This is a genomic window from Serratia sp. OLAL2, assembly GCF_002752475.1.
Taxonomy (GTDB): domain Bacteria; phylum Pseudomonadota; class Gammaproteobacteria; order Enterobacterales; family Enterobacteriaceae; genus Serratia; species Serratia bockelmannii.
In genome coordinates, this window is sequence record NZ_MSTL01000008.1 from 98,939 (window position 1) to 120,269 (window position 21,331).

A 21,331-nucleotide genomic window follows, 5' to 3' on the forward strand; every position below is an offset into this window, starting at 1 on the left:
CCACCCTACTCTTCCAGCGCTTCAGAGCCACCCTGATCCAGCGGCACATCCGGCTCAGCCGGCAACACCATGTAGGTGCCTTCGAATACCGCGCCCTTATCCTCGTCGCCGAACAGATGCACTTCGGCGTGCACGCGCGCGCGGCGGCCGCGCGCCAGACGCGCCAAATCGCCGCTCAGCGAGCCCAGATCCGCCACCGCACGCGGCCTGCCGGTAATCGGTTTGCTGTAGCGAATGTGCGCGTCCGCCAGAATGATGGTGCCGCCGAGATGGCGCTCGCGCAGCAGCAGCCAAATCAGCCCCCAGGCGGTCAGCGTCGCCAGCGAGAACAGGCTGCCGGCGAACAGCGTGTGGTGCGGATTCTGGTTGCCGATCTCCGGCATGGTGGTGACGAAGCGCTGGCCGGTGTATTGGCTGATGCGCACGCCCATCTTTTCGCTCAGCGGAATGTGTTCATACCAGGCCTGCTGCAATTGGCCGCACCAATCAGGGCGATGCAGGATATCGTCCAGCGTCGCCACCGGTTTGATCATTAAAAAGTGACGGATCGGGGTGGTCTGCGGCGCGGTGATCTCGCCCTGATTGACGAAGCCCAGCTTGGCGAAGAAATCCACCGCGTCTTCACGGGCGCTGCACACCACCCGCTTCACGCCTTCCTGCCGCGCGACGGACTCCAGCGTTATCGCCACCAGCGTTCCCAACCCTTTATCCTGCAACGTCGGGTCTACCGCTAGAAAACGGATCGCCGCCTCGTTGTCGGCATTGATATACAGCCGCCCGATGGCGACGATTTTACCGGCCTCGTCCACCACCATTTGGTGATGGGCCATGGCGTCATAGGCATCCTTTTCCGAACCCACCGGCTGGTGCAGCGGCTTGCGCAGCATTTCCCAGCGAAACTGGTAATACTCCTTCAGTTCTTGCTCTGTTACGGGTACTCGTAGGTGATACATAGACGCCTGTTCTCCGAATGCTTAGACCTGTAGCCAGAATGTCACCGGACCATCGTTGACCAGCGCCACCTGCATGTCGGCGGCGAACTCGCCGGTCTGGGTCTCTACGCCGCGTTCACGGCATTGGCCTACAAAATATTGATACAACCGATCGGCTTCCTGCGGCGCGGCGCCGCGCGAAAAGCTGGGCCGCATGCCCTTCTGGGTGTCCGCCGCCAGGGTGAACTGCGAAACGACCAGCACGCTGCCCCCGGCCTGCTGGACGTTGAGATTCATCTTGTCGTTTTCGTCGCCGAAAATGCGGTATCCCAACACGCGTTCGCACAGGCGCTGCGCTTTTTGCTCGTTATCGCCCTGCTCCACGCCCAATAACACTAACAAACCGGGGCCAATCTTGCCTACTGTCTCGCCACCCACCGTGACGCTGGCGTTTAACACCCGTTGAATCAACGCAATCATTCCTGCTGCCCTTCTGGTTTTTGTTCCTGTTGCTCCGCCTTCTGCCGACGGTAGTCGCGGTATTCGCCGATGGTCACGGTGATTTCCGCACCGAGTAACACGATACACCAGCTCCAGTAGACCCACAGGAATAAAATCGGGATCACCGCCAGCACGCCGTAAATCAGCTGATAGGAGGGGAACATGGTGACGTACAGCGCGAATCCCTTCTTGCCCAGTTCGAACAGCAATCCGGCCACCACCGCGCCAATCAGTGCATCTTTGGGCGGCACGCGCACCGTCGGCACGATGCAATACAGCAGCCAGAAGGAGATGCACGACAAAATCAGCGGGAAGATGCGCAGCACCTGATCCACCAGGCCATTGACGCCGGTCTGCGCCAACCAGTTGAGCGACAGCAGGTAAGAACTGATGGCCATGCTGGCGCCCACCAGCAGCGGCCCCAGCGTCAGCACCATCCAGTACACGGCAAAGGAGAAGACGATCGGCCGCTTGTTCTTGCTGCGCCAGATGGTGTTCAGCACGCTGTCCACCGAGGAAATCAACAGCAGCGCGGTAACGATCAGCCCGCAGGTGCCGACGGCGGTCATCTTGTTGGAATTGGCGACGAACTGTTCCAGGTAGTTCTGGATCACATTGCCGGCGGCCGGCACGAAATTGGAAAAGATAAAGCTCTTCAGCTGTTCGCTGATGTCGGAAAACATCGGGAAAGCGGCGAACAGGGCGAACACCACGGTGACCAGCGGCACCAGCGACAGCAGGGAAACGTAGGCGAGATGGCCCGCCAACATCGTCAGGCCATCGTGGTCGATGCGTTGGTACAGCAGCCGTCCGAAGGTGACGCTTGGCTTAATCGCAGAGGGTAGCTTCTTGCGGCGGAAAAACGACATGGTCACTCCTTGATGTCCGTTGATACGCCTTAAGCTTAACGCGCCCTGTGCTCATTGAGCAAAATAGGCCGGCACCACGTCGCGATCGGTGACGTGCACCGTCTTGATCCCCAGCGCCTGCGCGGCGAGGACGTTCGCCGGGTGATCGTCAAAGAACACCGCGTCGGCGGCAGCGGTGTTTTCCGCGGCCAGCACATGCTGGTAGATGTTGGCTTCCGGTTTGCGCATGCCGAGATCTTGCGACAAATAGAGATGATCGGCGGCGGCGGCCACTTCAGGGTAATGCTGCGGCCAGTAGTTGCAGTGCAAACGGTTGGTGTTCGACAGCACCACCACCCGGTGACCTTCGTTGCGCAGGCGCTGCATGATGTCGATCACCTCCGGGCGCAGCGCGACGAATACCGCCTGCCAACCGGTGGCGAACTGCTCAAAGCTGAGCGCGATGCCCATTTCATCGCACAGTTTGCCGGCGAAGTCTTCATCGCTGATTTCACCGCGTTCATGCTTCTGGAACACCTCACCCATGGTGAAACGATCGGACAGCACCGCCAACGGCGTGCCGCTCAAATTGCTCCACACGCCCAGCACACGCTTGAAATCGATATCGACGATCACATTACCTAAATCAAAGATATACAGCATAGTCCTCTCCTATGGGCCGGTGAGATTTCACTGTAGCGGGAAAAGGAACAGCTGAACAGGGAGCGAACGGAAAAGCGCATAGCGCGCCGCACAAACGGGGAACAACAGAGGAAAAAACTCAGGGCGCGAGAACCGCGCCCTAAGCATGAGACACTCAATCAGCGATTAAGCGTCTTTAGGACCGCGGCTGGCACGCTTACGATCGTTTTCCGTCAGGTGACGCTTACGGATACGGATCGAGGTTGGCGTCACTTCTACCAGTTCGTCGTCATCGATGAACTCCAGAGCTTGTTCCAGGGTCATTTTGATCGCCGGAACCAGGGTAGTCGCTTCGTCAGTACCGGAAGCACGCATGTTGGTCAGCTTCTTACCGGTCAGGCAGTTTACGGTCAGGTCGTTGGAACGTGAGTGAATACCGATGATCTGGCCTTCATACACTTCCGCACCGTGGCCCAGGAACAGCTTGCCGCGATCCTGCAGGCCGAACAGCGCGAACGCGACCGCTTTGCCCTGGCCGTTGGAAATCAGCACGCCGTTCTGACGCTGGCCCACTTCGCCCGGACGCACGTCGTCGTAGTGGCTGAAGGTGGAGTACAGCAGACCGGTACCCGAAGTCATGGTCATGAATTCGTTACGGAAGCCGATCAGACCGCGGCTTGGGATCACGTAGTCGAGACGCACGCGGCCCTTACCGTCCGGATCCATGTTTTTCAGGTCAGCTTTACGCTCGCCCATCGCCTGCATCACGGAACCCTGATGCTGCTCTTCGATATCCAGCGTCACGTTCTCGAATGGCTCCTGCTTGCGGCCATCGATTTCGCGGAAGATAACTTTCGGACGGGAAACCGCCAGCTCGAAACCTTCACGGCGCATGTTTTCGATCAGCACCGACAGGTGCAGCTCGCCACGGCCGGAGACGCGGAAGGCGTCCGCATCGTCGGTTTCTTCAACGCGCAGCGCCACGTTGTGCACCAGCTCTTTGTTCAGACGGTCAAGGATCTGACGCGACGTCACGTACTTACCTTCTTTACCGCAGAACGGCGAGGTGTTGACGTTGAAGAACATGGTGACGGTCGGTTCGTCGACGGACAGCGCCGGCAGCGCTTCTACGGCATTGGTGTCGCAGATGGTGTCGGAGATGTTCAGCTCGCCCAGGCCGGTGATGGCGATGATGTCGCCCGCTTCCGCCAGGGTGCTGTCGATACGCTCCAGACCCAGGTGACCCAGCACTTTACCCACTTTACCGTTGCGAGTTTTACCTTCGCTGTCGATGATGGTGACCTGCTGGTTCGGCTTCACTTTACCGCGCTTGATGCGGCCGATGCCGATAACGCCCAGGTAGTTGTTGTAGTCCAACTGGGAGATCTGCATCTGGAATGGCGCTTCCAGCTCAACCTGCGGCGCAGACACGTGGTCGACGATCGCCTGATACAGCGGGGTCATGTCTTCCGCCATGTCGGTGTGATCGACGCCGGCGATGCCGTTCAGCGCAGAAGCGTAGATGATCGGGAAGTCGAGCTGCTCGTCAGTCGCGTCGAGGTTCACGAACAGGTCGAACACCTGATCCACAACCCAGTCAGGGCGCGCGCCAGGGCGGTCAACCTTGTTGATGACCACGATCGGCTTCAGACCGTTGGCGAAGGCCTTCTTGGTCACGAAGCGGGTTTGCGGCATAGGGCCATCCATTGCATCCACAACCAGCAGCACCGAGTCAACCATCGACATCACGCGCTCTACCTCACCGCCGAAGTCGGCGTGTCCTGGGGTATCCACGATGTTGATACGGTAACCATTCCAATTAATGGCGGTGTTTTTTGCGAGGATGGTAATCCCACGCTCTTTCTCCAAATCGTTGGAGTCCATTACGCGTTCGGTCGCTTCCGCACGCTCTCCGAAAGTACCGGATTGTTGCAGCAGCTTGTCAACCAGGGTGGTTTTACCATGGTCAACGTGGGCAATAATGGCGATGTTACGCAAATTTTCGATCACAGCTTTGCCTCGGGCATTAGAAATAGCGCGCTATTGTACACGTATTAAGCGAGGGACTAAACAAGATCACAACCATCTCTTATAAACAACCGCGTACCGGTCAGTTTGTGATCCCTTTCACGGTGCAAAAAGCCGCAATCGTTGCACTTTTGCACCATTTCAGTGCCCACGCCCGCCCTGATTGCACCATAACAGTGCAATTTATCGCTGATGGTGCATACTGTGGCTGGGTAAAACCCGCGCAGAAAGGCGATGAACGCCTTTTTAAAAAGTTGGCACGCTTTTCGCTTTAGTCTTTTCAAGGCGAAAAAAAGCCAGTTCCACAGATTCGTTCCACGACGACGACAATGATAAACCGGGAGAGTTAAGTATGTCCGCTGAACACGTTTTGACGATGCTGAATGAGCATGAAGTGAAATTCGTAGACCTGCGTTTCACTGACACCAAGGGTAAGGAACAGCACGTGACTATCCCGGCTCATCAGGTAAACGCCGACTTCTTCGAAGAAGGCAAAATGTTTGACGGCTCCTCTATCGGTGGTTGGAAGGGCATCAACGAATCTGACATGGTGCTGATGCCGGACGCCAGCACGGCGGTTCTGGATCCGTTCTTCGAAGAACCAACGCTGATCATTCGCTGCGACATTCTCGAGCCGGGCACCATGCAAGGCTACGATCGCGACCCGCGCTCCATCTCCAAACGCGCCGAAGACTTCCTGCGCTCCTCTGGCATCGCGGACACCGTCCTGTTCGGGCCAGAGCCTGAATTCTTCCTGTTCGACGACATTCGCTTCGGCAGCAGCATCCGCGGTTCCCACGTGGCTATCGACGACATCGAAGGCGCCTGGAACTCCGGCACAAAATACGACGGCGGCAACAAAGGCCACCGTCCGGCGGTGAAAGGCGGTTACTTCCCGGTTCCACCGGTCGACTCTTCGCAGGATCTGCGTTCCACCATGTGTTTGACCATGGAAGAGATGGGCCTGGTGGTTGAAGCGCACCACCACGAAGTGGCGACCGCCGGTCAGAACGAAGTGGCAACCCGCTTCAACACCATGACCAAGAAAGCCGACGAAATTCAGATCTACAAATACGTGGTGCATAACGTGGCGCACGCCTTCGGTAAAACCGCGACCTTCATGCCGAAGCCTATGTTCGGCGACAACGGTTCCGGCATGCACTGCCACATGTCGCTGTCCAAGAACGGCACCAACCTGTTCGCCGGCGACAAATACGGCGGCCTGTCTGAAACCGCGCTGTTCTACATCGGCGGCATCATCAAGCACGCCAAGGCGATCAACGCGCTGGCCAACCCGACCACCAACTCGTACAAGCGTCTGGTACCGGGCTACGAAGCGCCGGTGATGCTGGCCTACTCCGCCCGTAACCGCTCCGCGTCCATCCGTATCCCGGTGGTCGCCAGCCCGAAAGCGCGCCGCATCGAAGCCCGCTTCCCGGATCCGGCGGCTAACCCATACCTGTGCTTCGCCGCACTGCTGATGGCCGGTCTGGACGGCATCATCAACAAGATCCACCCTGGCGACGCCATGGACAAAAACCTGTACGACCTGCCGCCGGAAGAAGAAGCCGAGATCCCAAAAGTGGCCGGCTCGCTGGACGAGGCGATGGCCGCACTGAACGAAGACCGCGAGTTCCTGACCCGCGGCGGCGTGTTCACCGACGATGCGATCGATGCCTACATCGAACTGCGCAAAGAAGAGATGGACCGCGTTCGTATGACGCCACACCCGGTTGAGTTCGAACTGTACTACAGCGTCTAAGCTAAGCCCTACCCGCGCCGTCTGCGCAGGCGGACGGCGCCCATATTTTTGTTATCGCTTTTTTGTTGCCGTGGAAACTTTCAGCCCATCTTCGGATGGGTTTTTTTCTCCACCGTATTTTCTGCAAAACTATTCCATACCGCGCCGATCCCGGATGGAGTAGGATAGATGCACTAAAAAGGTGCAGGAGTCTGCTGTATGGCAACTGGCAAGCTGCCCGATGCTGGGCAGATCCTCAATTCACTCATCAACAGCATCCTGCTGTTGGATGACTCTCTGGCGGTTCACTACGCCAACCCGGCGGCACAGCAGCTGCTGGCGCAAAGCTCCCGCAAGCTGTTCGGCACGCCGCTGCCCGATTTGCTCGGTTATTTTTCGCTGAACGTCTCTCTGATGCGTGAAAGCCTGCGCGCCGGGCAGGGCTTCACGGACAACGAAGTGACCCTGGTGGTCGACGGCCGCGCGCATATCCTTTCCCTGACCGCTCAGGCGCTGCCGGAAGGCTATATCCTGGTCGAGCTGGCGCCGATGGACAATCAGCGCCGCCTGAGCCAGGAACAGCTGCAACATGCCCAACAGGTGGCAGCCCGCGATCTGGTGCGCGGTTTGGCGCACGAAATTAAAAACCCGCTGGGCGGCCTGCGCGGCGCAGCGCAGCTGCTGGCCAAAGCGCTGCCCGATCCGGCGCTGACCGAATACACCAAGGTGATCATTGAGCAGGCCGATCGGCTGCGTAATCTGGTGGATCGTCTGCTCGGGCCGCAGCGGCCCGGCCAGCATATTACCCAGAGCATTCATCAGGTCGCGGAGCGCGTCTGCCAACTGGTGTCCCTGGAAATGCCGGATAACGTCACGCTGGTGCGCGACTACGATCCGAGTCTGCCGGAAATGGCTCATGACCCGGATCAGATAGAACAGGTGCTGCTGAACATCACCCGCAATGCGCTGCAGGCGCTGGGCGAGGCGGGCGGCACCATCACGCTGCGCACCCGCACCGCGTTTCAGATTACGTTGCACGGTACCCGCTACCGCCTGGCGGCACGTATCGACGTCGAAGACGACGGCCCCGGCGTGCCGGCGCAGCTGCAGGACACGCTGTTCTACCCGATGGTCAGCGGCCGTGAAGGCGGTACCGGCCTGGGATTATCCATCGCCCGCAATCTGATCGATCAGCATTGCGGAAAAATTGAATTCAACAGTTGGCCAGGTCATACCGAATTCTCGGTCTACCTGCCCATTCGTCAGTGAGGTTTGCTATGCAACGAGGGATAGTCTGGATCGTCGATGACGATAGCTCCATCCGCTGGGTGCTTGAGCGCGCGCTCACCGGCGCGGGCCTGAGCTGCGCCACCTTCGAAGGCGGCAATGACGTGCTGGAAGCCTTGGCCACGCAAACCCCCGACGTGCTGCTATCCGATATCCGCATGCCGGGTATAGACGGCCTGGCGCTGCTCAAACAGATCAAACAGCGCCATCCGATGCTGCCGGTGATTATCATGACCGCGCATTCGGATTTGGACGCCGCCGTCAGCGCCTATCAGCAAGGGGCCTTCGACTACCTGCCGAAGCCGTTCGACATCGACGAAGCAGTGGCGCTGGTCGAGCGCGCCATCAGCCATTATCAGGAGCAGCAGCAGCCGGTGCGCAGCCAGCCGGCCAGCGATCCGGCGGCGGACATCATCGGCGAAGCGCCGGCGATGCAGGACGTGTTTCGCATCATCGGCCGGCTGTCGCGTTCGTCGATCAGCGTGCTGATCAACGGCGAATCCGGCACCGGCAAGGAGCTGGTGGCGCATGCGCTGCACCGCCACAGCCCGCGCGCCAAGTCGCCGTTCATCGCCCTGAACATGGCTGCCATCCCCAAGGATCTGATCGAGTCGGAGCTGTTCGGCCACGAGAAAGGCGCCTTCACCGGAGCGAACCAAATCCGTCAGGGGCGCTTTGAACAGGCCGACGGCGGCACGCTGTTCCTCGACGAGATCGGCGATATGCCGCTCGACGTGCAAACGCGCCTGCTGCGGGTGCTGGCGGACGGCCAGTTCTACCGGGTCGGCGGCTATGCGCCGGTGAAGGTCGACGTGCGCATTATCGCCGCCACGCACCAAAACCTGGAGCTGCGGGTACAGGAAGGCAAGTTCCGCGAAGACCTGTTCCATCGCCTGAACGTGATCCGCGTACACCTGCCGCCGCTGCGCGAGCGCCGGGAAGACATCCCGCGGCTGGCGCGCCACTTCCTGCAGATCGCCGCCAAAGAGTTAGGCGTCGAGGCCAAGAACCTGCATCCGGAAACCGAAACCGCGCTGACCCGCCTGCCCTGGCCGGGCAACGTGCGCCAGCTGGAGAATACCTGCCGCTGGCTGACGGTGATGGCCGCCGGGCAAGAGGTGCTGATTCAGGATCTGCCGAGCGAACTGTTCGAAACCGCCGCGCCGGAGAGCCCCAGCCACAGCCTGCCGGACAGCTGGGCCACGCTGCTGGCTCAGTGGGCCGATCGCGCGCTGCGTTCCGGTCATCAAAACCTGCTGTCGGAAGCGCAGCCGGAGATGGAGCGTACGCTGCTCACCACCGCCCTACGCCACACCCAGGGGCACAAACAGGAAGCCGCACGCCTGCTGGGCTGGGGGCGCAATACCCTGACCCGCAAGCTCAAAGAGCTGGGCATGGAATAGGAACGTGGGTGGATGATGAAAAACGCAGTCCGGCGCACAAAAAAACGCCAACCTCAGGCTTTACAGCCGGAGCGGGCGCAGTATGATCGTGTCGCACACTCTGGAGGTTGACGATGCTGGACTCATTCATCGTGTTCATTTCTCAGGGCGCGGAGCTGGGCTCCGCCGCCAGCCACACCCCGCAGGCGGCGGTCGCCGCGGTGTTGTGCGCCGCGCTGATTAACTTCTTCAGTTAAAAAAACAGCCGCATCAGCGGCTGTTTTTTCATCCTCAGATCACCCGAGAGAACTGCTGGCTGCGCGCCTGTTGCCGCAGATAGCGGTCGAAGCACATGCAGATATTGCGGATCAGCAAGCGCCCGCGCGGCGTGACGCGAATGCCTTGCTCGTCGCGCTCCACCAGCCCATCGCGTTCAAACGGCGCCAGCAGCTGCAGGTCTTCGGCGAAGTAAGCGGTGAAATCGATGCCGTATTGCCGTTCAAGCGGCTGATACGCCAATCGGAAGTTACAGATCAGCGTTTTGATCAGATCGCGCCGCAGGCAATCGTCGTCCGTCAGCGCCAGCCCGCGCCACAGCGCGTTGCCCTGCGCCTGCACGCTGTCATAGTAACGCTTCAGCTCTTTCTGATTCTGCGCATAGCTGTCGCCGAGCATGCTGATGGCCGACACGCCCAGCCCCAGCAGATCGCTGTCGCCCTGAGTAGTGTAACCCTGGAAATTGCGGTGCAGCTTGCCTTCGCGCTGCGCGATCGCCAGCTCGTCGTCCGGGCGGGCAAAGTGATCCATGCCGATGAACTGATAGCCGGCGTCGGTCAGGAACGCGATGCTCTGCTGGAGGATATCCAGCTTCTGCTGCGCGCCCGGCAGATCGGCGTCTTTGATTTTGCGCTGGGCGGCGAACAAGTTCGGCATATGCGCGTAGTTGAACACGCTGAGGCGATCGGGATTCAGTTCAGCCACCCGCTGCAGCGTGAAAGCGAAGCTTTCCGGCGTCTGTTTCGGCAGGCCGTAGATCAGATCGATATTGGTCGAGCGGAAGCCCAGCGCTTTGGCCCGCTCAATCAGGGCGAAAATAAAGGCTTCGTCCTGCTCGCGATTGACCAGCTGCTGCACCTGCTTGTTGAAATCCTGCACCCCCATGCTCAGACGATTAAAGCCTTCTGCACGTAAATGATCGAGCACATCCAGCTCTATCTCGCGCGGATCGACCTCGATCGACATCTCCGCATCGGGCAGGAAATCAAAGTGTTCGCGCAGCAACGCCACCAGCCGGCTGATTTGCGCTTTATCCAGGTAGGTCGGCGTACCGCCGCCCCAGTGCATCTGGCCGACTTTACGGCCGGCGAACAGCGGCGCACGGCTGGCGATCTCTTGCGCCAAAACGTTCAGGTATTCATCGGCCTTGTGCGTCTGGCGCGTCACCAGCTTGTTGCAGCCGCAGAAGTAGCACAGCTTATGGCAGAAGGGGATATGCACGTACAGCGACAGCGGTCGCTTAGGATAGCGCGCAGCGGCGCGTTGAAACGCCGCTTCGTCGTAGCACTGGTTAAACTCCAGCGCCGTGGGGTATGAGGTATAACGCGGCCCTGAGTAGTTATATTTTTGGATCAGGGCCAAATCCCAGACAATCGTCTGCTCTGACATGCTCACTCCTTCCGATATCTTTTTCTACCGGGCCGGGAGAGAGGCGGTTGTCTGCGCTGTCTGGCCACGGAAGCACTGCGAAAACGCGCTTTGCGCTTAGACAGCCGCCATAGTTTACCGAATAACCACAGCAGATAACACATCAAGAGTAGGGCTATTGTCGGGATTAGCCACATGGCGCGTTAAAAGGCGTCTTTCGGATTGCCGCCTTTCAGCAGCTTCAGAATATCTTCCTGCTTCTCTTCTTCTTCGTCGTCGTCTTCACCCAGTTCGATACCCAACACGTCCATCAGCACATCGATGCGATCCAGCGTTTTATCGACATAGGTCTGCTCTTCCGCGTTCAGCGTTTCGCCGTCGTCGATGCGATCCAGCAGCGCGTTCAGGCGCTCGTCATTTTCCAGCTTCGCCAACTCTTCTTCCGGCGACAGGCGTGGTTTCGCTTCGGCCTTCGGCTTCGGCTGCGGTTTGGCCTTCACTTTGGTTTCGTCGACCACCAGCGCAACCGGCACTTTACTGCCGATACGTGGATCTTTGGCTTCTGCCGCCGATTTGTTCTTCTGGCTGCCGGACTCGACCTGGGTGCGCGAACCGGAAGCGAGGCCGCGGCGCTTTTTCAAGCGTTTGCGCTCACGCGCTTCCTGATCGAGCTCCATACGGCTTTTCTTTTTCGTTTTTGACTTCGCCGCGCTGCCGCGAGGTGCTTTTGATGGCTGGTTCATAGCGTGTGCTCTTAGGTATGTAGATTCAGTATAGAATTGCGGCGGAATCTAGCAGAAAGCGGACAAAGAAAAAAGGCGGCAGGTTAAACCTGCCGCCTATTTCGCACCTTCTTGCGAAGGGTATTCCTGTTACGCGCTCCTTGCGTACATGCAACATCCCGGTTTTTCCTTCTGCTATAACCGCATTCCCTGCCACTACGTCCTTCATCCTGAAAGGAAAATCGTCCATGGCGCAATCCATTCGCATCCGCTCTTCCCGAGCGCGCTTCCTGCGGGCATCCAAACTGCCGATACTTCACCATCCGATGTGCCTGCCGCCTGTTCCGGTGCGAAAGGGTCACTTCCTTTTGCGTTCATCCTGGCACTCATTGCACACCCTGTGCATTCCCTGAGATTTGTCATCCTTCCCGGATGTTCCCTAATCCTGCGCAACCCTGCGTTAACGACTACTTTACGTTATTGTTGCGAAGGCTCAAGGCACCTGACGCCAATTTGAACGACATTTCCCTACAACGAAAAAACAACGCTTTGTTTTTAAAACAAAAACAAAAATATCACTTTCGAATAAAGCGACATTACCCGCGATTCGAATGGCAAATGTCTCACAACGCACGCGCGGCATAACTGCCGTTTTATCGCGTCCCGCCGCTTAAAAACGGAGAAACACGCCATTTTTACCGCTGATGCAGTTATAATCGCCAACCAGTTAGCCATCCTCACGGAGACGAAAAATTTTGACCAGCAAGAACTACAACTATCATGTGACCCATTTCGTCACCAGCGCACCCGATATTCGCCATCTGCCGGGGGATGCAGGAATTGAAGTCGCCTTTGCCGGCCGTTCCAACGCCGGTAAATCCAGCGCGCTGAATACGCTGACCAACCAAAAAAGCCTGGCGCGCACCAGTAAAACGCCGGGGCGCACCCAGCTGATCAACCTGTTCGAAGTGGAAGACGGCATCCGCCTGGTCGACCTGCCGGGCTATGGCTACGCCGAAGTGCCGGAAGAGATGAAGCGCAAATGGCAGCGCGCGCTGGGCGAATATCTGCAGATGCGCAACAGCCTGAAAGGCCTGGTGGTGCTGATGGATATTCGCCATCCGCTGAAAGATCTCGACCAGCAGATGATCCAGTGGGCGGTCGACGTCGGCACGCCGGTGCTGGTGCTGCTGACCAAGGCCGACAAGCTGGCCTCCGGCGCACGCAAGGCGCAGCTCAACATGGTGCGTGAAGCGGTGCTGCCGTTTATGGGGGATATCCAGGTCGAAGCCTTCTCATCGCTGAAAAAGATCGGCGTCGACAAACTGCGCCAGAAGCTGGACACCTGGTTTAACGAGATCCCGCCGGAAGTGCTGCCGGAAGACGAAACCGGCGAATAAGCCCAGGCCTAACGCCAGAGCCGATGCCTCACCGCATCGGCTTTTTTATCCCCGTCGAACGGCCGCAGACGAAATTTTTTGTTATCTAATTACAGTTTTGAAATAAAGCCATCATAAAAACTTATCGCCAGGGCTGGCTTATCTCGCCGGATTACGCGAGTCGAAAGGATGGAAGCAGGAACGAAAAGCGGTGCGGAGCGATAGGAAAAACGTATGGTTTGCTGCTGTTTTTACAATAAAAAACGCCCCAGTCAATACTGACTGGGGCGGCTAAATATTCAGCCAAATCCGATTACGTGAAGTAAAAGGTCTGAAAGATAGAACATCTTACCTCTGTACCCTACGCCTGTAACTCTACATCATTTTTTCGCAGGGCAAAAGAATTTTTTGTAGTTTACTTACACAATTTGCGGCGCAAGAACGGCGAAGTTGGGGAAACTATCGCCGAATCTTGTAGCTTAATTACGAAAAGTGCTTAGGTTATCGCCAGTTAGCGCATCCGGCGATAACCCGACGATCAGTGCGCCTCATCCCAGTTCATGCCGACGCCCACGTCAACCTTCAGCGGCACCGCCAGGGTCATACTGCCTTCCATCAATTGGCGGATACGTTGGCTGGCTTCTTCGAGCACCGACTCGTGCACCTCAAACACCAATTCATCGTGCACCTGCATGATTGCGCGCACCAACGGCTTCTCCTGCCCTTGCAGCCAGGCGTCGACCTCAATCATCGCACGCTTGATGATATCAGCTGCCGTGCCCTGCATCGGGGCGTTGATAGCGGCGCGCTCGGCCGCCTTGCGGCGCATGCCATTGCTGGAGCGGACGTCCGGCAGGTACAGACGGCGACCATCCAACGTGCTGACATAGCCCTGTTCTGAGGCCTGCTGGCGGGTACGCTCCATGTAGTCCAGCACGCCTGGGTAACGCTCGAAGTAGAGATCCATATAGCGCTGAGCTTCCCCACGCGGGATCCCCAGCTGACGCGCCAGGCCGAAGGCGCTCATGCCGTAAATCAGGCCGAAGTTAATCGCCTTGGCGCTGCGGCGCTGCTCGCCGGTCACTTTATCCAACGGCACGCCGAAAACTTCCGACGCCGTGGCGCGGTGAATGTCTTTCCCTTCGGCGAAGGCCTTCAGCAGCCCTTCATCCTGTGACAAATGCGCCATGATGCGCAGCTCGATTTGCGAGTAGTCGGCCGCGACGATGCGGTAGCCTTCCGGCGCGATAAAGGCCTGGCGAATGCGTCGCCCTTCATCGTTGCGCACCGGGATGTTCTGCAGGTTCGGATCGCTCGAGGAGAGACGGCCGGTAGCGGTCACCGCCTGATGGTACGAGGTATGCACCCGGCCGCTGACCGGATTGATCATCAGCGGCAGCTTATCGGTATAGGTGGTCTTCAGCTTCGCCAGGCCGCGGTATTCCAGGATCACCTTCGGCAGCGGGTAGTCGAGCGCCAGCTCGGCCAGCACCTCTTCGTTGGTGGACGGCGCCCCGCCCGGGGTTTTCTTCAGCACCGGCAGCTTTTGTTTTTCGTACAAGATAGCCTGCAGCTGCTTGGTCGACGCCAGGTTGAACGGCTCTTCCGCCAGCTCATGGGCCTGCACCTCCAGTTCCGCCAAACGCTTGGCCAGCTCCTGGGAGTGGGCCGACAAAATGGCCGGATCGATCAGCACCCCGGTGCGTTCGATATGCGACAGCACCGGCAGCAGCGGCATTTCAATCTCATTGAATACCGTCAGCAGCTCCGCGCTCTGTTTCAGCTGCGGCCACATCGCCAGGTGCAGCTGCAGCGTGACATCCGCGTCTTCGGCGGCGTAAGGCGCCGCCTGCTCCAGCGCGATCTGGTTGAACGTCAGCTGGTTTTTACCCTTGCCGGCGATCTCTTCGAAGGTGATGGTTTTGTGGCCCAGATAACGATCGGCCAGGCTGTCCATATCATGACGGCCACCGACGCTGTCCAGCACATAGGACTCCAACATGGTGTCATAGGCGATACCGCGCATCTCGATGCCGTAGCGCGCCAGCAGGCTCATGTCGAACTTCAGGTTTTGCCCGACCTTGAGCGCCTTCTCGTCCTCCAGCAGCGGCTTGAGCGCTTCCAGCACGTAGGTGCGATCCAGCTGTGGCGGTGCATCCAGATAATCGTGTGCCACCGGCAAATAAGCCGCTTCACCCGGCGCGATCGCGAAGGACAGGCCGATCAGGTTGGCGGTCAGCGTATCCAGGCCATCGGTTTCGGTATCGAAGGCAAATACGTCGGCCTTTTTCAGCCGCGCCAGCCAGTCGGTAAAGGTCGTTTCGTCCAGGATGGTGACATAACCGTCCTGAGACAGCTTGGCCTCCGCCAGCGCTTTCGGCGTTTCCGCAGCGATGGCCGATTTGGCGGCGCCGGCAGCTTTCGCGCCCGCGCCTTTCTTGTTTTCCAGCCAGACGCCGGCCTCCACGTCCGCCAGCCAGCGTTTGAACTCGTACTGTTTGAACAGCTGTTGCAACGTGTCGACATCCGGCGCGGAGACCGTCAGGTCCGCACAGGTCAGATCCAACTCGACGTCGGTTTTGATCGTCGCCAGCTTATAGGAGAGATACGCGACCTCTTTGTTCTGTTCCAGCTTGGCCGCCATGGTTTTGGCGCCGCGGAAGCTCAGCGTGGCGATATTCTCCAGATTGCCGTACAGCGCATCCAGCCCGCCGATCCCCTGCAGCAACGCCTGGGCGGTTTTCTCGCCCACGCCCGGCACGCCGGGAATGTTGTCCGATGAATCGCCCATCAACGCCAGGAAGTCGATGATCAGCTCCGGCGGAATACCATATTTATCGCACACTTCCTGCGGGCCGAGGATCGTGTTGTTCATGGTATTGATCAGGGTGACGTTCGGCGTCACCAACTGCGCCATGTCTTTGTCGCCGGTGCTGATCAGCACCGCGTGGCCGGCCTTTTCGGCCTCCAGCGCCAGCGTACCGATGACGTCGTCCGCCTCAACGCCGGGCGTCACCAGCAGCGGCAGGCCCATCGCCTTGACCATGCTGTGCAGCGGCTCGATCTGCGCACGCAAATCGTCCGGCATCGGTGGCCGGTGTGACTTGTATTCAGCGAACAGATCGTCGCGGAAGGTCTTCCCTTTAGCATCAAACACCACGGCAACGTGGCTCGGTTGATACTGCAGCAGCAGGCTGCGCAGCATATTCAGCACGCCATACATCGCGCCGGTTGGCTCGCCCGCCGAGTTGGTCAGCGGCGGGAAGGCGTGATAAGCGCGGTAGAGGTAGGAGGAACCGTCAACCAGGATTAGTGGGTTTTCTGCAATCTGGGCCATAGCGTTTCTTTATCGTGATCGGACATAGGGGTAAGCATGCCATAGCTGGCCGCCGGAGACGAACCTTAGCGTGCATTGCGGACGAAAATGATGTGATGGTGCGCGAGGATCCGCAAGATCTTACCTGTGGATAACTTTGTGCATAGAAAAGAGACCGAATTATAACGCTGTGATTATCGTTATAACGGCGAATAAAATTCCTATTTAAATCACCGCGTTAAAAGAACGAATTCCGGCGACGCTTTATTACTGGCTTTTATTGAATTTGTGGATATAACTTTCGCCGGATTTTAATCGCACTATTAATCAAATTCGGCGCCTCAATTACCCTAGCACAAGCTGGGAAAGTTGCACGAAAACTCAGCAAATGGTTATCCGATGAGACGAAAAACAGTGATTTTTAGCGGCGCTTTACCCCGACGATCTCTGTTAAAATAGGCTTTTGTTCATGCGCTTTGGCATGCAACGATGTTCCCAACAACCGTCAGCCCATAACCATGCCAAGATTGTTAACGCCTGTTATCTTTATCATTTCCGTCATACTCACCATTCTGGTGACGGTGTTGTGTTCCATCCCCATCACGTTGGCCGGCATCGTGAAACTCCTGGTGCCCATTCCCGCCGTCTGGCGATATATCTCGGCTTTCGCCGATTTCATGATGTGGTGTTGGTGTCAGGGGCTGGCGCTGTTATTGCGTATTAACGGGCAATTGCGTTGGGATATTGAAGGGCTGGAAGGGCTGGATCGTAAAAACTGGTATCTGCTGATCAGCAATCACGAAAGTTGGTCAGACATTGTCGTGTTGTGCGTGCTGTTCAGAAATCATATTCCAATGAATAAGTATTTCCTCAAGCAACAGCTCGCCTGGGTACCTTTCGTCGGCCTGGCCTGCTGGGCGCTGGATATGCCATTCATGAAACGTTACTCCCGTGCCTATTTGCTCAAGCACCCGGAGAAACGCGGCAAGGATATCGAAACGACGCGCCGTTCCTGCGAAAAATTCCGCCAGCGCCCAACCACCATCGTCAATTTCGTCGAAGGTTCGCGCTTCACCGAAGCCAAGAAAATTAAAAGCAATTCACCCTACCGCAATTTGCTGGCGCCCAAAGCCGCCGGCATCGCGTTTACCCTTAGCGCGCTGGGCAATCAGTTCGACAAAGTGTTGAACGTTACCCTGCTCTATCCGGAAAATAACCAACGGCCTTTTCTGGACATGCTGTGCGGTCGTCTGACGCGTATCGTAGTAAGAATTGAGACGTTGCCGATCGATGAAACCCTGCACGGGGACTACTTCAACGACAAGCTGTTCAAGCGGCGCTTCCAGCTATGGCTGAATACGCTGTGGCAGGAAAAAGACCGGTTGCTGGATAAATTGAAGCGGCAATATGGATAAAAAAAACGCCGGCAATGCCGGCGTTTTTCATGTTGAATCAGGCTTATTTCTGCTGGCTGAGGAATTTAACCACGTCGGCGAACTGCTTCACGTAAGCGTCCATCGAGCTGGTATCCAGGCCATCGTTTTTAACCATGTATTTGCCGTTCACAAATACCGCCGGCACGCCGCGCAGCTGCAGATCTTCCGCGGCTTTCTCCTGTTGAACCACCAGAGATTTCACCACGAAGCTGTTCCAAGCTGCGTCATAATCTGCGGCGGTCACGCCCGCTTTTACGAAGACGTTACGGATATCGTCCGGCGTTTGCACGGTCTGGGTTTTCTGCACCGCTTCAAACATCAGCGGGCTTACTTTATCTTCCACGCCCAGCGCCATCGCCACCGCCCACGCCTGAGTCAGCTGTTTGCCCAGTGGCCCCAGGAACTCCACGTGGTACTTGGTCATTTTGGTGCCGGCAGGCAGCGCCTTTTTCACGTTTTCGGACACGTGATAGACCTGCTCAAATTGGTAGCAGTGCGGGCAGTAGAAGGAGAAGAACTCCAGTACCTGCGGCTCGCCGGTCACCGGCTTGTCCAAGGTCACATACTGAGTGCCATCGCTAAACTGTGCCGCCGAGGCACTGAATGCCATCACCATGCCAACGAGCGCCAACCATATTTTTTTCATAAGACTAAACTCTCCATTGTGTTAAAGCTTCAATACATTGGCGTCAGCTGCAGAGGAGGCTCCTGCAACAGCTTAACCTGTTCGGTGAAGGCCGCAGTCTGAGACAACCAGAAATCAGACTCCGCCATCCACGGAAAACTCTTAGGGAAGGCCGGATCCTGCCAACGGCGAGCGACCCAGGCCAGGTAATACACCATGCGCATCGCCCGCAGGGGTTCAATCAACGCCAGCTCGCGCTGATCGAACTCGGCAAATTCGCCGTACGCCTCCAGCAAGACATCCAGCTGCATCAATTGATCGCGACGTTCACCGTGCAGCAGCATCCACAAATCCTGCACCGCCGGGCCGTTGCGCGCGTCATCAAGATCGACAAACAGCGGGCCGTCGCGCCACAGAATATTGCCCGGATGGCAATCGCCGTGCAAACGACGCGGCTGCCAGTTCAGATGCCAGTGCGGCTTGATCGCCGCAATCAGGTTATCCGTCGCCTGCAGGAACGCTTCACGCTGCGCTGCCGGCAACAGCTCGCAATCGGCCAGCGCCTGACGCGGGGCAATAAGATACTCTTCAATCCCCATGGTCGGCCGCTCAGCAAACAAACGCTCACCGCCGACCTGATGGATACGCCCCAGAAAACGGCCTACCCATTCCAACTGATCCAGATTGTCTATCTCATATTGCCGGCCCCCCACGCTGGGGAACAGCGTAAAGAAAAAACCGCCGTGCATATGCAGCGTAGTGCCTTGCAGCGCCAGCGGCGCCACCGCCGGGATCTCCGCGCCGGCCAGATCCAGAGCGAACTGATGTTCCTCACCGATTTGTGCGGCACTCCAGCGCTCCGGACGGTAAAACTTCACCACGTAGCGTCGGCGATCTTCGTCCATAAACTGATAGACGCGGTTCTCATAGCTGTTCAGCGCCGTCAGGCCGGAATCAACGCGCAGGCCAATCCCTTCTAGCGCGTCCATAATCAAATCGGGCGACAGGGTGTCGAAATTAAAAGCAGAGTTATTCATAACGTTCGTTTGATCGCTGACAGCATGGTGCCGGGAATGAGAAATAGTAGCATTAATGGCGCATTTCACGCGCTATGCTTTCTCGCACCGCACGAGGATCAGTCCTTGATAACGCCGCGAGCGCGCAACAGCGCCGTTTTAAAATCTTCTTCGTAATCTTTCTTCAGACCCGGGATCTGATCCGTTCCGGCGCTACCGCGCATTTTCAGGTGGTAAATAAGAATATCATCGCTCAATTCGGACAACTCGCCCTGGAAGCCCGCTTCCTTCGCCACCTTTTGCAAAAACTGCATCAAATTGAGATCGGGATCTTCCTGCCAGGCCGGGTGCAACAGCTCGATCAACTCGTTTACGCGATGCGTTTTCATCTCAATATCGTCCAATAGCATGAATAAACTCACAAAGTAACAGGCTTACCCACGCAGTGAAAGAACCGGCTTGTCAATAAAGGTAAATCCTGATGTCGCGTTGGCTTTAGCGCTACAATCAGCGCATCGACAAGGCGGGATAAACGAGATGCATAAAGAAATCAGCGGCGTCATTTTGGCCGGCGGACGGGCCACGCGCATGGGCGGTGAAGACAAAGGCCTAGTGTCGATTGGCGGGATCGCACTCTATCAACACGTATTGGCTCGGTTACGCCCGCAAGTGGCCTCCGTCGCCATCAGCGCCAATCGCAATCAGGCACGTTACCAGGCGAGCGGTTTGCCGGTGATTGGCGATCTGACGCCCGACTTCGCCGGGCCGTTGGCCGGGATGCTCGCCGGGCTCACACAGGCTCACAGCGAATGGGTGGTCTTTGTCCCCTGTGATGTCCCCGACTTTCCCGCCGACTTAGTCGCACAACTCTGGCGGCAAAAAGGCGCGGCGCAGGCGGCCTTTGCCAGCGATGGTGAACGAGATCACCCTACGCTGGCGTTATTGCATAGCCAAATAGCACCGCAGCTGGCTGACTATCTGGCCCGAGGTGAACGCAAGCTGATGCTGTTCCTGCATCAAATTGGGGCACAACGCGTGGCGTTCTGCGGACAACAAGCGGCATTTCATAACCTGAATACGCCGGAAGACTGCCGGAATTGGCAGCAAGCACGAGAGCTAAAGTAATGAATCGTTCATTGCCCCCTTTGCTGGCCATCGGTGCCTATAGCGGAACGGGAAAAACCACCTTGCTCAAACAGCTGATCCCGCTGCTGAAACAGCGCCAGGTGCGGGTTGGGCTGATAAAGCATACGCACCACGATATGGATGTGGATATACCGGGTAAAGACAGCTATGAGCTGCGCAAAGCGGGTGCCGACCAAACGTTGGTCGCCAGCGATCGCCGCTGGGCATTGATGACCGAAACGCCGGAGCAACAACCTTTGGATCTACGCTACCTGGCAGAGCGTTTTGATGCCGATAAGGTCGACTTGATTCTGGTGGAAGGGTTCAAACATGAGCCGGTCAGCAAGCTCCTGCTTTATCGGGCCGAGATCGGTAGGCCGCTAGAAGACATGCTGGATCAGTTTGTCGTGGCGGTAGCCAGCGACCGACCGCTATCCATCACGGCTAAGCAGTTGGATCTCAATCAGCCGGAAAGCATCGCCGATTTTATTGTCGAGTGGTTGAAAGGCGCAGCGTAGCTGCGCTTTTTTACGTTTTACGCATAGCAAAAAGCCCTGAACGTCAGTTCAGGGCTTTCGGCTTTATTTGATGCCTGGCAGTGTCCTACTCTCGCATGGGGAGACCCCACACTACCATCGGCGCTACGGCGTTTCACTTCTGAGTTCGGCATGGGGTCAGGTGGGACCACCGCGCTATTGCCGCCAGGC

19 protein-coding genes and 1 rRNA gene are annotated in these 21,331 nt (G+C 57.6%); 8 read left to right on the plus strand and 12 right to left on the minus strand.

Features of this window, described 5'->3' with window-relative positions; all coding sequences use genetic code 11:
* Positions 1-5 precede the first annotated feature (5 nt).
* The 5 genes from fabY to typA form a co-directional block, all read right to left on the minus strand.
* The gene (gene fabY, locus BVU99_RS08035) at positions 6-953 is read right to left on the minus strand and encodes a fatty acid biosynthesis protein FabY (RefSeq protein ID WP_025304711.1); all 948 of its coding nucleotides are present in this window, start codon (positions 951-953) and stop codon (positions 6-8) included.
* 21 nt (positions 954-974) lie between these two features.
* Complete coding sequence (gene dtd / locus BVU99_RS08040) at positions 975-1,412, minus strand: D-aminoacyl-tRNA deacylase (protein WP_025304712.1); 438 nt, start codon at positions 1,410-1,412, stop codon at positions 975-977.
* Positions 1,409-2,302 carry a virulence factor BrkB family protein gene (locus tag BVU99_RS08045; RefSeq protein WP_025304713.1) on the minus strand — a complete coding sequence of 298 codons (894 nt, stop codon included), beginning with the start codon at positions 2,300-2,302 and terminating at the stop codon, positions 1,409-1,411. The genes dtd and BVU99_RS08045 overlap by 4 nt, the downstream gene beginning before the upstream one ends.
* A gap of 51 nt (positions 2,303-2,353) precedes the next feature.
* Positions 2,354-2,944, minus strand: a complete 591-nt coding sequence (gene yihX / locus BVU99_RS08050) for a glucose-1-phosphatase (protein ID WP_043141076.1) — start codon at positions 2,942-2,944, stop codon at positions 2,354-2,356.
* A gap of 165 nt (positions 2,945-3,109) precedes the next feature.
* Positions 3,110-4,933, minus strand: a complete 1,824-nt coding sequence (gene typA / locus BVU99_RS08055) for a ribosome-dependent GTPase TypA (protein WP_004931243.1) — start codon at positions 4,931-4,933, stop codon at positions 3,110-3,112.
* Positions 4,934-5,303: 370 nt separating this feature from the next.
* On the opposite strand from typA, the gene glnA reads away from it, so the two are divergent.
* From glnA to BVU99_RS24945, 4 genes are all read left to right on the plus strand, one after another.
* Positions 5,304-6,713 carry a glutamate--ammonia ligase gene (gene glnA, locus BVU99_RS08065; protein ID WP_025304715.1) on the plus strand — a complete coding sequence of 470 codons (1,410 nt, stop codon included), beginning with the start codon at positions 5,304-5,306 and terminating at the stop codon, positions 6,711-6,713.
* Positions 6,714-6,911: 198 nt separating this feature from the next.
* The gene (gene glnL, locus BVU99_RS08070) at positions 6,912-7,961 is read left to right on the plus strand and encodes a nitrogen regulation protein NR(II) (RefSeq protein ID WP_004931246.1); all 1,050 of its coding nucleotides are present in this window, start codon (positions 6,912-6,914) and stop codon (positions 7,959-7,961) included.
* 8 nt (positions 7,962-7,969) lie between these two features.
* The gene (glnG, locus tag BVU99_RS08075; protein ID WP_025304716.1) at positions 7,970-9,382 is read left to right on the plus strand and encodes a nitrogen regulation protein NR(I); all 1,413 of its coding nucleotides are present in this window, start codon (positions 7,970-7,972) and stop codon (positions 9,380-9,382) included.
* Between the two features lie 113 nt (positions 9,383-9,495).
* Entirely contained in the window at positions 9,496-9,618 is a 123-nt protein-coding gene (locus BVU99_RS24945; RefSeq protein ID WP_015379453.1) for a YshB family small membrane protein, read from the plus strand.
* Between the two features lie 34 nt (positions 9,619-9,652).
* On the opposite strand, the gene hemN is transcribed toward BVU99_RS24945, so the two are convergent.
* Positions 9,653-11,026 carry an oxygen-independent coproporphyrinogen III oxidase gene (gene hemN / locus BVU99_RS08080; protein WP_043141080.1) on the minus strand — a complete coding sequence of 458 codons (1,374 nt, stop codon included), beginning with the start codon at positions 11,024-11,026 and terminating at the stop codon, positions 9,653-9,655.
* A 182-nt stretch (positions 11,027-11,208) separates the two neighbouring features.
* Entirely contained in the window at positions 11,209-11,748 is a 540-nt protein-coding gene (gene yihI / locus BVU99_RS08090) for a Der GTPase-activating protein YihI (protein ID WP_072008264.1), read from the minus strand.
* Between the two features lie 734 nt (positions 11,749-12,482).
* On the opposite strand from yihI, the gene yihA reads away from it, so the two are divergent.
* Entirely contained in the window at positions 12,483-13,127 is a 645-nt protein-coding gene (yihA, locus tag BVU99_RS08100) for a ribosome biogenesis GTP-binding protein YihA/YsxC (RefSeq protein ID WP_025304719.1), read from the plus strand.
* 517 nt (positions 13,128-13,644) lie between these two features.
* On the opposite strand, the gene polA is transcribed toward yihA, so the two are convergent.
* Complete coding sequence (gene polA / locus BVU99_RS08105) at positions 13,645-16,443, minus strand: DNA polymerase I (protein WP_038630023.1); 2,799 nt, start codon at positions 16,441-16,443, stop codon at positions 13,645-13,647.
* Positions 16,444-16,940: 497 nt separating this feature from the next.
* Between polA and BVU99_RS08110 the strand changes: the two genes are divergently transcribed.
* Positions 16,941-17,837: an acyltransferase gene (locus BVU99_RS08110; RefSeq protein WP_025304720.1), complete on the plus strand. Its 897-nt coding sequence runs from the start codon at positions 16,941-16,943 to the stop codon at positions 17,835-17,837.
* A gap of 43 nt (positions 17,838-17,880) precedes the next feature.
* Here the strand turns inward: BVU99_RS08110 and dsbA are convergent, their stop codons facing one another.
* The 3 genes from dsbA to BVU99_RS08125 form a co-directional block, all read right to left on the minus strand.
* Positions 17,881-18,504 (minus strand): thiol:disulfide interchange protein DsbA, encoded by a 624-nt coding sequence (dsbA, locus tag BVU99_RS08115; protein WP_025304721.1) that lies wholly within the window; start codon positions 18,502-18,504, stop codon positions 17,881-17,883.
* Between the two features lie 29 nt (positions 18,505-18,533).
* Positions 18,534-19,520 (minus strand): serine/threonine protein kinase, encoded by a 987-nt coding sequence (locus tag BVU99_RS08120; RefSeq protein ID WP_049209084.1) that lies wholly within the window; start codon positions 19,518-19,520, stop codon positions 18,534-18,536.
* 98 nt (positions 19,521-19,618) lie between these two features.
* Complete coding sequence (locus BVU99_RS08125; RefSeq protein WP_099817569.1) at positions 19,619-19,888, minus strand: YihD family protein; 270 nt, start codon at positions 19,886-19,888, stop codon at positions 19,619-19,621.
* 148 nt (positions 19,889-20,036) lie between these two features.
* On the opposite strand from BVU99_RS08125, the gene mobA reads away from it, so the two are divergent.
* Together mobA and mobB are read left to right on the plus strand one after the other, a co-directional pair.
* A complete protein-coding gene (gene mobA, locus BVU99_RS08130; protein WP_025304724.1) occupies positions 20,037-20,624 on the plus strand; it encodes a molybdenum cofactor guanylyltransferase MobA in 588 nt (195 codons plus the stop codon).
* Positions 20,624-21,142, plus strand: coding sequence for a molybdopterin-guanine dinucleotide biosynthesis protein MobB (gene mobB / locus BVU99_RS08135; RefSeq protein ID WP_099817567.1), 519 nt, complete (start codon positions 20,624-20,626; stop codon positions 21,140-21,142). Before mobA ends, mobB begins: the two co-directional genes overlap by 1 nt.
* Positions 21,143-21,214: 72 nt before the next feature.
* On the opposite strand, the gene rrf is transcribed toward mobB, so the two are convergent.
* Positions 21,215-21,330: ribosomal RNA gene (gene rrf, locus BVU99_RS08140) — 5S ribosomal RNA — on the minus strand.
* Position 21,331: the final 1 nt, after the last annotated feature.